This window comes from Hylemonella sp. GW821-FHT12C09 (genome assembly GCF_058807395.1).
In genome coordinates this window covers 26,137-41,286 of sequence record NZ_JBXAQQ010000003.1, presented here as the reverse complement: position 1 = coordinate 41,286, position 15,150 = coordinate 26,137, and the positions used below count along the sequence as shown (strand labels likewise).

Annotated in this window: 10 protein-coding genes and 2 pseudogenes; 9 read left to right on the top strand and 3 right to left on the bottom strand. The window is 59.2% G+C overall.

The window, feature by feature from the left end:
* Positions 1 to 97: 97 nt before the first annotated feature.
* Complete coding sequence (locus tag AC1RRP_RS06055) at positions 98 to 1,219, bottom strand: TRAP transporter substrate-binding protein (RefSeq protein WP_493034217.1); 1,122 nt, start codon at positions 1,217 to 1,219, stop codon at positions 98 to 100.
* A 216-nt stretch (positions 1,220 to 1,435) separates the two neighbouring features.
* On the opposite strand from AC1RRP_RS06055, the gene AC1RRP_RS06050 reads away from it, so the two are divergent.
* The 4 genes and pseudogenes from AC1RRP_RS06050 (at position 1,436) to AC1RRP_RS06035 (ending at position 4,282) form a co-directional block, all read left to right on the top strand.
* Entirely contained in the window at positions 1,436 to 2,221 is a 786-nt protein-coding gene (locus AC1RRP_RS06050; RefSeq protein WP_322276986.1) for a fumarylacetoacetate hydrolase family protein, read from the top strand.
* 36 nt (positions 2,222 to 2,257) lie between these two features.
* A pseudogene (locus AC1RRP_RS06045) lies at positions 2,258 to 2,848 on the top strand (MBL fold metallo-hydrolase); the annotation flags it as partial.
* Positions 2,849 to 3,052: 204 nt separating this feature from the next.
* Complete coding sequence (locus tag AC1RRP_RS06040; protein ID WP_493034882.1) at positions 3,053 to 3,460, top strand: rhodanese-like domain-containing protein; 408 nt, start codon at positions 3,053 to 3,055, stop codon at positions 3,458 to 3,460.
* Between the two features lie 45 nt (positions 3,461 to 3,505).
* On the top strand, positions 3,506 to 4,282 hold the full coding sequence (locus AC1RRP_RS06035; RefSeq protein ID WP_493034216.1) for a type III pantothenate kinase: 777 nt from the start codon (positions 3,506 to 3,508) through the stop codon (positions 4,280 to 4,282).
* A 7-nt stretch (positions 4,283 to 4,289) separates the two neighbouring features.
* On the opposite strand, the gene AC1RRP_RS06030 is transcribed toward AC1RRP_RS06035, so the two are convergent.
* Both AC1RRP_RS06030 and AC1RRP_RS06025 read right to left on the bottom strand, forming a co-directional pair.
* Positions 4,290 to 5,483: a M20 aminoacylase family protein gene (locus tag AC1RRP_RS06030; RefSeq protein WP_493034215.1), complete on the bottom strand. Its 1,194-nt coding sequence runs from the start codon at positions 5,481 to 5,483 to the stop codon at positions 4,290 to 4,292.
* Between the two features lie 59 nt (positions 5,484 to 5,542).
* Entirely contained in the window at positions 5,543 to 6,673 is a 1,131-nt protein-coding gene (locus AC1RRP_RS06025; protein WP_493034214.1) for an ABC transporter substrate-binding protein, read from the bottom strand.
* 823 nt (positions 6,674 to 7,496) lie between these two features.
* Here AC1RRP_RS06025 and AC1RRP_RS06020 point away from each other — a divergent pair.
* From AC1RRP_RS06020 to AC1RRP_RS06000, 5 genes and pseudogenes are all read left to right on the top strand, one after another.
* Entirely contained in the window at positions 7,497 to 9,569 is a 2,073-nt protein-coding gene (locus AC1RRP_RS06020; protein ID WP_322276993.1) for a hypothetical protein, read from the top strand.
* A gap of 3 nt (positions 9,570 to 9,572) precedes the next feature.
* The gene (locus tag AC1RRP_RS06015; RefSeq protein WP_493034212.1) at positions 9,573 to 12,284 is read left to right on the top strand and encodes a tyrosine-type recombinase/integrase; all 2,712 of its coding nucleotides are present in this window, start codon (positions 9,573 to 9,575) and stop codon (positions 12,282 to 12,284) included.
* Positions 12,281 to 13,048, top strand: a complete 768-nt coding sequence (locus AC1RRP_RS06010; RefSeq protein ID WP_322276997.1) for a hypothetical protein — start codon at positions 12,281 to 12,283, stop codon at positions 13,046 to 13,048. Before AC1RRP_RS06015 ends, AC1RRP_RS06010 begins: the two co-directional genes overlap by 4 nt.
* 9 nt (positions 13,049 to 13,057) lie before the next feature.
* A pseudogene (locus AC1RRP_RS06005) lies at positions 13,058 to 13,243 on the top strand (integrase core domain-containing protein); the annotation flags it as partial.
* A gap of 220 nt (positions 13,244 to 13,463) precedes the next feature.
* Entirely contained in the window at positions 13,464 to 15,035 is a 1,572-nt protein-coding gene (locus tag AC1RRP_RS06000; protein ID WP_322277000.1) for a carbamoyltransferase C-terminal domain-containing protein, read from the top strand.
* The last annotated feature ends 115 nt before the right edge of the window (positions 15,036 to 15,150 follow it).

Sequence of the window (15,150 nt, the reverse complement as noted above, 5' to 3'; positions counted from 1 at the left end):
TCAGGTTGAAGTCAGAGTGTCAGAATGAGCCGAGGGCGCCATGGCTCACACCACAGCGCCCTCAGCGGGGAACAGCGGATTTTAGCCGCTCAGGCCATCAGGCCTTCTTGGCCGGCTTCTTGCCGAAGTAGTGGCGCGAGGCCATCTTGAAGTCGACCATATAGTCGTTCTGCCATGCGGTGGTGCGCTCGGCGTAGGCCTTCTGCGACTCGATCACCTTCTTGAACAGCGCGTTCTCGGCACCCTTCTTCTCGATGATCTTGTCCCAGGAAGCCAACTGCGCCTGCAGGATGGCATCGGGCGTCTTGTAGAACTTGACGCCGCCCTTCTTGAGTTCGACGTAGTCCTTGGAATTGCGGTCGATGGCCTTCCAGCTCATGTCGGCGCTGGCGGCCTGCACGCCGTAGTCGATCATGGCCTTGAGTTCCGCCGGCAGCGAGTTGTACTTGCCCTTGTTGAACAGGATCTCGAACTGTTCGCCGGACTGGTGGAAGCTCTGCAGCATGCAGTTCTTCACCACGTCGGGGAAGCCCAGCAGGCGGTCGGAGGAGGCGTTGTTGAACTCGGCGCCATCGATCAGGCCGCGGTCCAGGGCCGGCACGATCTCGCCGCCGGGCAGCGGGTTCACGGCGGCGCCCATGTCGGTGTACATGTCCACGGCCAGGCCCACGGTGCGGAACTTGGTGCCCTTCACGTCGGCGAGCTTGGCGATCGGCTTCTTGAACCAGCCGAAGGGCTGGGTCGGCATGGGGCCGTACAGGTAGGACACGACGTCCATGTTGATGGACTTGTAGATCTCATCCAGCAGGGCCTTGCCGCCGCCGTAGTTGTGCCAGGCCAGGACCATGTTGGGGTCCATGCCGAAGGCCGGGCCGGAGCCCCACAGGGCCAGCGCGGACTGCTTGCCGTAGTGGTAGGCCACCACGCCGTGGCCGCCGTCCAGGGTGCCCTTGTTCACGGCTTCCAGCAGCTGGAAGGCCGGCACGACGGAGCCCGAGGGCAGCACTTCGATCTTGAGCTTGCCGCCGGACATGGCGTTGACCTTGGACGCGAAGTCCATGGCGTACTCGTGGAAGATGTCCTTGGACGGCCAGGTGCTCTGAAAGCGCAGGGAGGTGGTGGTCTGTGCGGTAGCGACCATGGGGGCGGCCATGGCGCCAGCGGCGACGGCAGCGCCCTTGAGCAGGCTACGGCGATTGGGGGTCTTGTTGTCGGTCAAGGTGATCTCCTAGTGGGGGGCAGAACAATCAGTTTACTTACTGTCCGGCCGGATTCTGCGCCTGTGCGCCGAGGAATACACCTAGGGGTTTTCACCAATATTGCACACACTTCGAGGGAAACTGTTTTCACTAATCGACACCCATTCCGCTGCGGACACTGGTACAAATCTGTTGTGCTCACCCACATCAAAATCATTTCCAACGAGGAGACTTTCATGGACAGACGACATTTTTTCCAGAACACGGCCCTGGTCACCACCGGTGCGCTGGCCGGCTGCGCCCTGCCAGGCGTGGCGCAGAACAAGGCCAAGACCCCCTTCGAGGTCAGCGACACCTATATCCCCATCGTCGGCAGCGATGAAATGTTCCCCGTCCGCCGCATCTATTGCATCGGCCGCAACTACCGGGCCCATGCGATTGAGATGGGCTCCAACCCGGACCGCGAACCGCCCTTTTTCTTCCAGAAGCCGACCGACGCCATCCAGTACGTGGCCGCTGGCACCGTGGCCGACCACCCCTATCCGACCCTGACCAAGAACTACCACTACGAGGCCGAACTGGTGGCCTGCCTGGGTAAGGGCGGACGCAACATCCCGGTGGAAAAGGCGCTCGATCTGGTCTACGGCTACACCCTGGGCCTGGACATGACACGCCGAGACCTGCAGCGCGCCATGGGCGATCAGAAAAAGCCCTGGGAGATCGGCAAGAGCTTCGACAAGTCGGCGCCCATCGGTGCTGTACACAAGCTCGGCCAGGTCGACCACTTCACCAAAGGCAGCATCTGGCTCAAGGTCAATGGCCAGGTCAAGCAGAACGCCAACCTGAACCAGATGATCTGGTCGGTGGCCGAGCAGATCAGCCAGTTGTCCCAGGCCAATGAGCTCTTCCCCGGCGACATCATCTACTCGGGCACGCCCGAGAACGTCGGGCCCGTGGTCAAGGGCGACGTGATCGAGATGCACATCGACGGCCTACCCAACCTGAGCGTCAAGATCGTCTGATCCCTGACCCTTTTGCCCCGCCATGAGGGCCGCGTCATGCAAGTGACGCGGCCCTCGTTTTTTGCGTATCCTTGGGGCTTGCTCTCGCGTCCTGCCCGGATGACTGCCCGCCCCATGAAACCGATCCAGCTCTTCGATCCGGCCTCCAGCACCTACACCTACCTGCTGTTCGACACCGACAGCCGGGAGGCACTCATCATCGACCCGGTCGACGATCAGCTCGAACGCGACCTCGCCGTGCTGCGCGAATACGGACTGCAGCTCATGCTGGTGGTGGAAACCCACGCCCATGCCGACCACGTCACCAGCGCCGGCCTGCTGGTGGAACACACCGGCGCCCTGACCGCGGCCCCCGAGGCCTGCGGCATCCGCACGGCAGCCATCCAGTTGCAGGATGACGCCGAGCTGCGCTTCGGCGGCCAGCACATGCGCGCCCTGCACACCCCCGGGCACACTGCCGGGAGCATGAGTTACGTCTGGGAGTCGGAAGGCCAGCGCCACGTCTTCACCGGCGACACCCTGCTGATCAACGGCTGCGGCCGCACCGACTTCCAGTCCGGCAGCTCCGAGGCGCTCTACAACAGCCTGACCCAGGTTCTGTTCGCGCTGCCGGACGACACCGTGGTCTGGCCCGGCCACGACTACCACGGTCGCAGCCACTCGACCATCGGTGCCGAGAAGGCGGGCAATGCGCGGGTGGCCGGCAAGTCGCTGGCCGAGTTCAAGGCCATCATGGACAACCTGCACCTGCCCAAGCCCAGGCGTATCGACGAAGCCGTGCCGGCCAATCTGCACTCCGGCTTGCGCCACGACGCCGATGGCGCGGCGCTCATGGCCGTGCGGCCCGCCCAGGGCTACGCGGGCAACATCACGCCGCAGCTGGCCTGGTCCTGGGTGCAGGCCGGCGAGGCCGTGTTGGTGGACGTCCGTACAGACGCCGAGCGCGAGTGGGTGGGGTTCGTGCCAGGGAGCGTCGCGCTGGCCTGGAAACAATGGCCCGGCATGGCCCTCAACCCTGATTTCGACGCGGGCCTGCGGACCGCCGTGGCCGCCGGCCAGAAAGCCGTTTTGCTCTGCCGCAGTGGCGTGCGCTCGATTGCCGCGGCGCGACGCGCCACGGAACTCGGCCTGGAGGCCTACAACATCCTGGAAGGTTTCGAAGGCGATCCCGACGATTCGGCGCACCGCGGCCGCAAAGGAGGCTGGCGCTACCACGACCTGCCCTGGCGTCAGGGCTGAACAGCTTCCTTTATGATGTGAGCCGTCGCCAACGGATCACAAGCCATGTCTTTTCTCGCCATCGACGTTGGTAACACCCGCCTCAAGTGGGCGCTGTACGAAGCGCCGCATCCCGGCGCACAGGTCCTCGCCCAAGGGGCGGAATTTCTGGATCACATCGACCGCCTGGCCGAATCGGCCTGGGCCGGCCTGCCTTCGCCCCGCTGCATGCTGGGCTGCGTGGTCGCCAGTGACGCCGTCAAGCACCGCGTCGAGACGCAGATGGAGCACTGGGACGTGTCGCCGCACTGGGTCATTTCCAGCGCGCAGGAAGCCGGCCTGAGCAATGGCTACGACCATCCGGCACGGCTGGGCCCGGACCGCTGGGTGGCCATGATCGGCGCCTGGCACGGCATGCGGGCCATGGGTACACCGCGCCCCATCGTCGTGGCCATGGTGGGCACGGCCGTGACCGTGGAAGCCATCGACGCCTCGGGACGGTTTCTCGGGGGCTACATCCTGCCGGGCCACGGCATCATGCTGCGCGCCCTCGAATCCGGCACCGCCGGCCTGCACGTGCCCACGGGCGAGGTGCGCCCCTTCCCCACCAACACCAGCGACGCGCTGACCAGCGGTGGTACCTACGCGATTGCCGGTGCCATGGAGCGCATGGTTGATCATGTGCGCAAGCACTGTGGCGCCGAACCCTGGTGTGTCATGGCAGGCGGTGCGGGCTGGAAGATGGCGCCCAGCCTGGCCACGCCCTTTGAACTGCACGACACGCTGATCTTCGACGGTCTGCTGCAGATCGCCGCGCACCGCGGTTTCTGCCTGCCACGCTGAAGCAGCGTCAGCGCTGCGGCGCCAGCCAAGCCTCGACCAGTTTCACCCAGTAGCTCGCCCCCAGCGGTATGAGTTCGTCATTGAAGTCATAGCTCGGGTTGTGCAGGGTGCAGGGGCCGCCGCCGTGGCCCATCTCGCGGTGCACGCCGTCCCCATTGCCGATGAAAGCATAGGCGCCCGGCCTGGCCAGCAGCATGTAGGCGAAGTCCTCGGCGCCCATGGTGGGCTCCTGCTTCAGCACATGGGCCTCACCCACGATACCGGCCATCACCTGACGCGCGAATTCCACCTCGCGCTCGGCGTTGATGGTGGGCGGGTAGTTACGTTCGAACTCGAACTCGCAACGCGCACCGAAGGCGGCGCAAGTGTGCTGAGCCACTTCGCGCATGCGCGCCTCGATCTGGTCCAGCACATCCAGCGTGAAGGTGCGCACCGTGCCCTGCAGCTCGCAGCTGTCGGCAATGACGTTGGTGGCATGCCCTGCGTGGATCATCGTGACCGAGATCACGCCGGCGTCGATGGGCTTGAGATTGCGGCTGACGATGGTCTGGAAGGCCTGCACCATCTGGCAGGCCACCAGCACCGGGTCCACCGCGTTGTGCGGCATGGCGGCGTGCCCGCCCTTGCCACGGATGGTGATCTTGAATTCGTTGCTCGAAGCCATCACCGGCCCCGGGCTCAGCGCAAAGGTACCGGCTTTCATGCCCGGCCAGTTGTGCATGCCGAACACGGCCTCCATCGGGAATTTCTCGAAGAGGCCCTCCTTGATCATCTCGTTGGCACCAGCGCCTCCCTCTTCCGCCGGCTGGAAGATCAGGTAGACCGTGCCGTCGAAATGGCGATGCTGCGCCAGATGCTGGGCCGCGGCCAGCAGCATGGCGGTGTGGCCGTCATGGCCGCAAGCGTGCATCTTGCCTTCGTGCCGGCTGGTGTGGGCAAAGGTGTTGTTCTCCTGCAGGGGCAGGGCGTCCATGTCGGCACGCAGGCCGATGGCACGTTTGGCGTTGCCCTGCTGGATGATGCCGACGACGCCGGTGCCACCCAGGCCGCGATGGATGGGGATGCCCCATTCGGTCAGACGGGCCGCGACCAGGTCGGCGGTACGCCGCTCCTGGAAGCTCAGTTCGGGATGCGCGTGGATGTCACGCCGGATGGCCGCCATGCCGGCAGCCTGGGCGACGATGGAATCGATGACCTTCATGGGTGAGAGTCTATTCCTTCACCCGCCCCTCTGTCAGCCGGGGATATCCCCGGCCCGCTTCAGGTGCGTACGCGACCGTCGCCAGTCAGCATGGACAGCTCGACAAAGCTCGACGCAACGTGCTGGCTGGCCGAGAAATTGAGCTGGAAGCCGCCCAGGCTCTGGCTGCCGATGGCTTCGATGCCCTGGATCAGGCCGTCGCGGCTGTTCATGCGTGTCCCGGCGCGCTTGAGCCCTTCGGTCACGACCTTGGCGGCCAGGTAGCCTTCCATGCTGGAGAAGTTGGCCTGCGCATTGCCGCCGGCCTTCTTCACCGCTTCGGAAAACTCGCGGGCGATCGGACGCGCCAGGGAGTAAGGCGAGGGCATGACCTGCGAGACCACGACACCGGCACCGTCCTTGCCCAGCTCGTCGGCCAGGGCCTGCGTGCCGACGAAAGACACGTTGAAGAAGGTGCCACCGAAGCCGGCGTTGCGGGCTGCACGGATATAGGCGGCGCAGGACTTGTAAGCACTGATCTGCACCACGGCGTCCGGCCCGGCTGCATTGAGTGTGCGCACGGCAGCGGCCACGTCCACCGAATTGCGCTCCACCGTGGCCTGGGCCACAGGCTTGAGGCCAAGCTTGTCCAGGGCCAGCGTCACGCCGTCCAGGCCCGCCTTGCCGTAAGCGTCGTTCTGGTAGAAAACCGCGATCTTCTTCAGGCCAAGATTGGTGAGCTGCCTGACGATCAATGCGGTCTCGTCGTTGTAGGAAGCACGCAGGTGAAAGACCTGCTTGTTGAAAGGCTCGCGCAGCCCCATGGCACCCGTGAACGGCGCGATGAAGGGAACCTGCGCCTTGCTCAGCAGCGGCAGTGCTGCCAGGCTGGTCGGCGTGCCGATGTAGCCGAAGAGCGCAAACACGTCCTCGGAGATCAGTTTCTGCGTATTGGCAGCACAACGGTCAGGCTCGTAGCCGTCGTCCAGGATCTTGATCTCGATGGTCTTGCCGGCGATGCCGCCCTGGGCATTGACCTGGTCGAACCAGATCCGGGCTCCCTGATGGAACTGGATGCCAAGTTCGGCTGCGGGCCCCGTGAAGGCAGCCGACTGGCCAAGGATGATCTTGTTGTTACCCTGGGCCTTCAGCAGAGTGGGGGCAGCCAGCAGCGAAGCTGCGGCCAGGCCGAATTGGCGACGAGTAGTCAAGTGTGGTTCCAAAAAGGGGGAGCGGGGCTTTTGGCCTGGCTCCTACATGCACGACACTGCTTGTTACAGTGCCGTGAAGCAGAAAAGCCCTCCGAAGAGGGCTTTTCCTTGTTGGTTGCGCGAGGAGGATTTGAACCTCCGACCTGGGTTATGAGCGCTCTACTATCACTGTGTAGACCTAGCGACTATATGCGCCATGCAACGATCTTAATTGGCGCAAGTCAATTAAATCAATCACTTAGACCACGCTAGAGATGACGCCGATCTAACCCACAAGATGACGAGTGTCACTGCCGCGTCATCCTGCCACTCCCAAAACTTTTTCAGATGGCATAGGGAATATACGCGAAAGTTGACCATTGGGTACTGACAGCGGCGTGGAATTTGCAAACTTTCGTTTGCCGATTTGCGTCACTTGCCGGATCGTTTGCATATGGCAATTTTTTGCGATAAGCTAAAACCGTTGGGTCGAACTTCTCGGCTCATCGCGCCGCCACATCGGCGCCTTATATATAGCGGATCTGGCCATCCTTAGAGATGGCGGGTACGCATGGCACCGCCAATCAACGCTGCTGCTGACTTTCTGCGTCAGCGATAGCCGCACTCAAAAGATGGCCGACGGAATTCTCCCGTCAGTCGTAATGAGCGCCATTTCCGTTGTTGTGACGAGGAGTCCTGGATCAGCCCGTTGGGCGTGATCCGGGCTCAACCATTCCCTTTTCCTCGCCGTTCTTGCCCGGTCATTCGGTCGGATCTCATCCGCCAAATCCAACCCGGTCATCGCTCTCTACGCTATTGGCGCACCTCATTCAAAGGAAGACCCATGAATCAAACGCGACTACTTACCGACATCACAGACAGTACTCATTTATTAAAAGAAGATCAATGCACCAACAACCAATTCATCGAAAGGATTTTGAAATTATTTGACGCACCACGCGGCGCCCCCGCTTTTCTAACCGTCGTCAGCGCAGCAACCAAGTCCGTCATGCGCCTACTTGAGTGTCTTCCTTCAGCTAATCATCACGCTGATGACGTCAAATACAAATTCAGTGATCTCCTAGACGGAGTCCTCAGCACTCAGCAAGATGATCAGCTAGATGCTCCAAGCGCGCTGAAAGGTCTCAAGCACAAGCACCCATTGTGGTGTCTTCTGGCCGACTCACGCTTACAGAAAAACAACCTCGCACAAATCTATGTGGGTCTTCAAACATTGTTGGCGCTGCAACGCATGAAGCCAGTTCCGTTGAGTGCATCAAGGCACTTAAGCACGATGCTCGGAGAAGATGATGTACCGTCAAGCAGTATCGAAATTCTTCTTGGAGGCATGGCACCCGATGAAACCGTGGATGCCCCCTGGTTGCACAGCCTGCACAAGGCCTGGCGCGATGTCGTACGTCATTTCTCCAGCGCCCCACCACCCCCGCCATCAATTCGAGGTCGCGTTGTCGGGGAGCTGATGAGCAATGTTTTTTCGGCTTCATCCGCCCATCGAGCAGGAGCGACAAAACACCGCAACCTCAGCAACGAACAGACGACACGCGCATATTCCGTGATTGCGCGCGAACTCGACGCCGATTCATTGAGTGGGGCGCTGGGTGTACTGGTGGCGATCACGGGGTTCTCCATAGGTGTAGCAGCTGAAATTGAGCTTCTCGATTCGCTGATCGACGGCGCATGGGTTGCAGGAGTTGCCATCAATGAAGGCACCATCAAAATCGACTTTGGAATGGTCATCAATGAACCGTCTCAAGCCCTGCCGGGCAGCATGCCCTCGTCGTACATGCTCGTCCGCCCTCTTCCCTTGAAGCTGGTCAGAAATTTGAAATCACGTTTGGATCGTTACCCAGCCGCGAAAAAACTGCAGGACCTCTATCCAGAACATGCCCCTCCTAATAGTTCCGCCCGGGTGTACCCATGTCCTGATGACATTGCACCATCATGGTCAAGGCTGCGTTACAGCACGGGGCGCGCACTGCGACAGTTGGGCGTAGATTGCTTGAGCAGCTTCATCACAAACTGCGACCTGAGTCACATCCCTCGCAGCAAGCTCCACTATGCCAGCCTGAGTGCCGCAGAAATCCACCAAGCCATGAGCCGCCTCTACGCCATGACCGAATGGAGTGAACCGGCATCAATCCCGATCGGCTCTATTGGCTTTGGATGCCGTGCAGTACCGACGCATGAAGCCTTGCAACGGCACGACCGGCACCTCGTCGATCTGACAAACCAATACAGCCCAGGAAACCATGCAGGACTTCATCGCCTTCTGACGTTTCACAACAGCTTTATCAGGCTGTCAGCATGGCGACTGTCGGTGCTACTCGCCTTGCGCGAAACAGCCACTGTCGATTTGCCGGCTGATATCGATGAAAACAACGACGCATGGCTGGCACTGCACGACAAGGTGACTCCCAATGATCAGGGTCTACAGCCGGTACCCCTGTGCAAATTCGCCACGCTAACGATCAGAGGGGTGCGCGCCCATTGCAGGATCATGCTCACGCGCCTGTCCCGACAACACACGCCATCGTCCGACTTTGCCCGCTGGTGCAACAGCGTCGCCAATAGTTCGAATATTCGTCTGCTTTGTCTTGCGACTGATACCTGCAAGGTCGTCCCCGTCGCCACGCATGACTTCATACGGTCATTTGACAGTGACTATGAACTGGCCCCGGACTGCAGCCGCAAAGTCATGGAAAACTTCCTCCGGCACGCAGGACTGCCATCCAGCCACATCGACGCGGTTCTGCGCCATTCCATTCGCGGCCAATATCGTCTCAGTGCATTCAGCAACTCCTGCCTCGACACCTGGAGCAGCCGGACCGCGAAAGCGATGGATGCAGTGGCAACTTCCGTTTTCGGCGACGTGGTGTTTGGCCTGTCGAAGGAGTGAGGAATGTCTTTTTCCCGATCGACTCCTGAGCTCACGCCCGGTGTTCTGTTTTCCAGATCCGACGATGGCGCGGTCACATGGTCAGTTTCTATAGACAGCCAAAAACGAGTCAGGCGATTTTTGCAACTTCAGGCGATCGCCATTACCCGCGATCACCATGCCCCAGGAACGTTGCCACTGCGGCTAATCTGCCTGGACGGCGTGCATCCCAAGGCGTTGAAGGAACTCGAAAGTTCACCCTTGGCTCACTATTCAATCGATGGGCGTGCCGCCCTGGAATGGGAAGCCGTTGATCCACCGCACCTCGAGCGACGTTACCTCAGCCCGCTCACCGTCATGGCCTGGTCAGGATCAGTCTCAAGTCTTGATGCTGCCACACGCAGATGGAGCAGTGATCTGATTCAAATCCTTCGTTCTAGCCACGTGTTTGCAGACAAGTCTGACCCCATCAAGGAGCTGACCCTTGACTTTGAATCCTGGTGTAACCAACATTTTCCTGCCAGCCTGGTCGCGCACGCCTGTCGTGTCTTCTGCCTGTCAGCCATTCCACGAGAGGCATGGGCACGCAAGCAAACAGGCATGACCATCAAGGATCAAGACCCGGACGATGGCGTGGACACGGTCTACGAGTGTGGTGCCACATCCAGTCTGCTAGATGTGGCGGAGGACGCCGCAGGTTCCACCATCAACATGGCGGTATTGAACATGACGCTCGACATAATGCGCGAGGAACGCCAAAACGAAATCGACGGCCTCACCAAGCGCCGTTGGGCCCACGGCTTCACCGGTCTTGGCGCCCGTCTGTTGTCCGCGGACCCCAGGACTGCCGTGCTGGTCGCCTGGGCGGCGCATATCTGCGAGAACGGGACCACTCAAACCCCCAACCCTGCCGCCAGTACCGTCAGCAGGTACATCGCTTGTGCTCTGCTCAAGCTAGGCCGAGCGATCAGTGATTTGCCGGACAGCCCGTTCAATTGGCGCACAGAGCAGCTACAGCCCCTCTATGCAACCCTTGTAGCTGAAGAGGCTCCCTCCAACCGTGCCGTCATGAGCGCCGCATTGGCCAGCTTCCATCAATTCCTTACCGAGTGGTTCGATCTGGAGCCATTGGCCCAATCCTTTCTTGGCAATGCCCGCACTGAGAGCCGTGTTCAGGCCAATGTGATCTGGCCACATGAGATTCAGTGGTGCATGAGCACCGCTTCCCAGTGCGCCGATGCACGCATGGGATTGTATTCACAGGCAATTCTGGCTATTGCCGGCAACACGCCGGTGCGCCGCATGGAGTTAATGAGGCTGCGCATCCGCAATGTCAAGTTTGTCACCGGCAACGATGGTCGAGGCGCCGAAATCGAAATCGCTCGCGATGCCCGCCGTGGCCGCCTCAAGTCCATCGACAGCCAAAGGCGTTTGAGCCTGCGTGAACCGGTGGCGTTGGCCGTTGTTCAGAAGCTGGTTGATTTCCGTCGCTCCGAGGGCGCACCGGACAGCGCCTTTCTGTTTGGGGACCCGGGTGATGATGCACAACGCTATCGCCCGTCCTCCTCCGAAAACTATGTGAACGCTCTTTTGAAGTGCGCGACCGGACAACGCTCTATTCGACTCCACACCCTGCGACATACAGCAATCAGCAATGCGGTGTACCTCAGCTGGTTATCCAGTCCCACGGCGGACGTCAGCCCGCTTGAGATGATTGCCGCGATGGCCGGGCATGCTTCCCCTGCAACCACCTTGCGTAGCTACAGTCACCTCTATGAGGAGCCCCTACGCAAGTGGCTTGATGACCCCATCTGCGAAAAGTCACAACTGACAACCACGGAATGGGCGAACATTCTCGGCATCAGGCCCAACACGCTTGCTCAAAGGGTGCGACGCACCGGCCTTTCGGCCGCGCATTTGTGTTGGCGCACGCTTGAAGACACTCAGTTGCCGGCCACGTTGCCCACTTCATCCGATCCATTTCAATGGACCACCCCGACTGCACCCCGTGCAAGTCAGGCGGCCCAACAGGGTCTGGTGGTCGGGTCGGTAGTCTGGGCCATTGAGCAAATGCGCGACGGAGCGTCCGACGCGGCCATCGCCCAGCGCATGCTGCTACCGACGGATGTGCTCACTCGCTGGCGAGAGCGGCTCGAATCAGATTTCCGCCGTTGGCTGGGCCTGCAGTTCCCGCGCAAATTCAGTGGCAACAAAGCCGAGGCATTGCGCCTGCCAGCCTTGCTTGTCAGCCTCGGCGCCAGGCTCGAACGGATGTGGCAGCCCAAGTACCAAACCATTGCCTATTATTTGCAAGGCAGCGCGGATGACCGCATGCTCGAGCATGCGGTCGAAAGCTGGCGTCGATGTGCCGTCGGCATCTACCTCTCTCTCGCTGCAGCGGCACGTGCGCGTGATCTGCTGGAGCTGCTTCGCAAGGCGGGTGTCATGTCTTCCTCGCTACGCATTTGCCTGCAGAAGGGTGAGGGTTCTGCGCGGACCAGCGCCTTGGAATTCGACCTGCGTTCGGTGTTCACGCAGGTATTTGATGTCCCTCCGGTGATTCACCGTCGGGGCAATCGCGATGATCGCCCCGTCGCCTACCTGCTTTGGTCATCGGCCGAGACACACGCCACTTCCGGTTCCACCAAAGATGGCGCCGCCGATGAGATCGGGGGCTTGCAGGCCTGGATGGTTTGCATTCATGCGTACCTGATCTTGAAGGAGTCGATGACATGACGAAGACACGCACCCATTCTTTTGCATGGCGGGATTTTGCGGCCAATGGTGTTGCCCTCACGGAGGCCGTTCTTGAAGCAAGGACCCGCGAGTTCAAGGAGGAGTTGTGCACGGATCTGCCGTCCCTGCGCTCCCTGATGGCCAGTTCCCTGGGATTTGAATTCATGCCTGGCGACAACACAATGCAGGTGATCGCCCATCTACTCGAGACACCCCAGCGCGCACTGCGTCTGTCGGTTCGGAAAGACGGCTCCGATGACCTGTTCAATCAAGATATCGCGCGCATCCTAGAAGACCAAGCTCGGTTGCGCGAATCGTATGCCTGGGCGTTTTCCTGCGCGATCAACCCAGCCTCCGATGCCCGTATAGCTGAGTTGCGGAATCGGGCACGCCGTCATGCGCGCAATGGTCAACTCCATATTCACAGTGGACAAAACGGAGAACTTTTCGCCACCGGCCCACGGGTCAAGACCCTGCCACTATGCAAGCCTCAGACCGTCAAGGTCAGGGTACTGGCGATTTCCAGAACCTGGGCTGATGTGCAACTGCAAGAAGATTTGTTTGGCGATGATCAAATCTCTCCGGCATACCAGGCCTTCGAAAAAATTCGCGTTTACCGGGATAGGTATTCTGGCGACGCTGCCACAACGGAACCCATTGCAGAAGCCATGGACTCTCTGACAGACATTGACTTGCGGGTCGTGACGGAACATCGCTGGACTGACGGAATGCCATACCGAGTTACGTTGATCGATTCTCCATAAGGTTGAACCATCAGCCGCATGGGCCTGACTGATGCCCAGACGGTCATGGCTCAATTGCCGGCGGCATTCGAGCACTTCAATGAAGTGCATCCGCATTCGAGTTTGAAAATGAAATCACCCAGGGAGTTCAGGCAGCATCAAGCTGCAAAACGGCGTCAGGGACCAATAGAGCAACCCGCGCTATATTGCGAATAGACCGTGTCCGGGAACACGGGGGGCAGGATCAGTTGACGGTTCAACCGGCTATCGACTGGGTCACTGGACAGATTAAGCACATTGAACTTGTGAAATTCCGGGACGATAAGTCTCCCTGCGTGCCTCGAACACAAAAATTCAGATAGCCCCTGCATTTCACTCACCCAACCGGTTTAATCACAAAGTTGCACTTCAGACTTGAGCTCGCAAAGAAAAGAATATGAAAATATTTTCAATGAAACCGGGGCACGACGGATCAATCGCGCTGATCGACGGCACAGTTGGCAAACTCGAATGGTCGTTCGAGGCCGAAAAGGATAGTTTTCCGCGATTCGAAGTTTTGAATCCAACCCAGTTCGTTAGTGCGGCTGAACAACTTAGTGTTATGCCAGACGTGTTTGCGGTGAGCGGCTGGAGCAAAGGATCGTTGGCAGTCAATGCGCCGATCGGCGCTGGATACTATGGCCATAACCGATCAGCCGTTCAGTATCACGCAACGCGAATGTTTGGCGCTGAGGTTAAATACTTTACTAGCAGCCACGAACGCTCGCACATCTGGTGCAGCTATGGCCTTTCGCCCTTTGAGCAAGGCAAGCCGTGCTACGTGTTGGTATGGGAAGGTGCCCTGGGTGATTTTTATCTTGTAGATGAGAGCCTGCTTGTCACAAACCTCGGTCGTGTAATGGCAACGCCGGGAAACAAGTACTCATTCCTTTACGCGCTGGCCGATCCGACCTTCACCTTGCAAAAAGGCAAACTGCGAAACGAAGATCCAGGCAAACTTATGGCCTTGTGCGCCTACGGCGAATCTGGTGAGATGACCCACGAAGAACAAGAAGTCACCGACTTTCTATTAAAGCACGACAGCATTCTTGCCACACTTGCCAAGGACGACATGCATTGGTCTAAGTTTTACAACATCGGCCTAAAACACCCAGACTTCACGCGTTTGGCCAAACGTTACTCGGATGAGATATTTAACCGCTTCTACCAGTACGCCCAGAAAAACCTCACCGCTGGCTATCCATTGCTTATCTCGGGTGGCTGCGGCCTCAACTGCGACTGGAACACCATGTGGCGAAATAGCGGTTTATTTGAGGACGTGTTTGTACCCCCGTGTACTAACGATACTGGTTCCTCAATCGGTACTGGCATAGACGCTATGCGGGAGTTTACTGGCAAAGCAAAGGTCGAGTGGGACGTTTACAGCGACAAGGCATTTGAGGATGATTCACCCGACATGCCTGACGTCAACACCTTCCCGCTAGAAGCACATCGAGTAGCTCAGTTCCTAGCACAAGAAAAAATCGTTGCATGGACCCATGGTCGTTGCGAAATCGGCCCTCGTGCGCTGGGGAACCGTTCAATTTTGGCTGCACCGTTTACCGACGGAATGCGTAACCGTCTAAACCACATTAAGAAACGTGAAGAATTTCGTCCGGTTGCGCCGATTTGTATGGAGGAAGAGGTGAGCCGCCATTTTGATTGGCAGGGGCCATCTCCGCATATGCTGTACTTTCAGAAAGTCAAGAATACAAATTTGCGGGCCATCACGCACGTGGATGGCACTGCCCGTGCGCAAACAGTCAACGCCGCCCAAAATCCGGCGATTCACAAACTGCTCAGAGCGTTCCGAAGTTTGTCCGGAGTCGGGGTGCTTTGCAACACTTCTCTGAATTTCACCGGAGCAGGCTTTATCAACCGCACCAGCGATCTTTATCAGTACTGCAAAACGACCGGTATCGAAAGTTTTGTTTACAACAATAAATTCTGTGTTTTTAGGGATCGTTGAAAGGGACACCGCCCTACCCCCAACCCAATACCATAAGCTTTTAATCTTACTGCGTCGCAAATATAGACGCAGATTTATTGAGTTGCAATGCGGGCAGTGTCCCAGAACGCTTGCG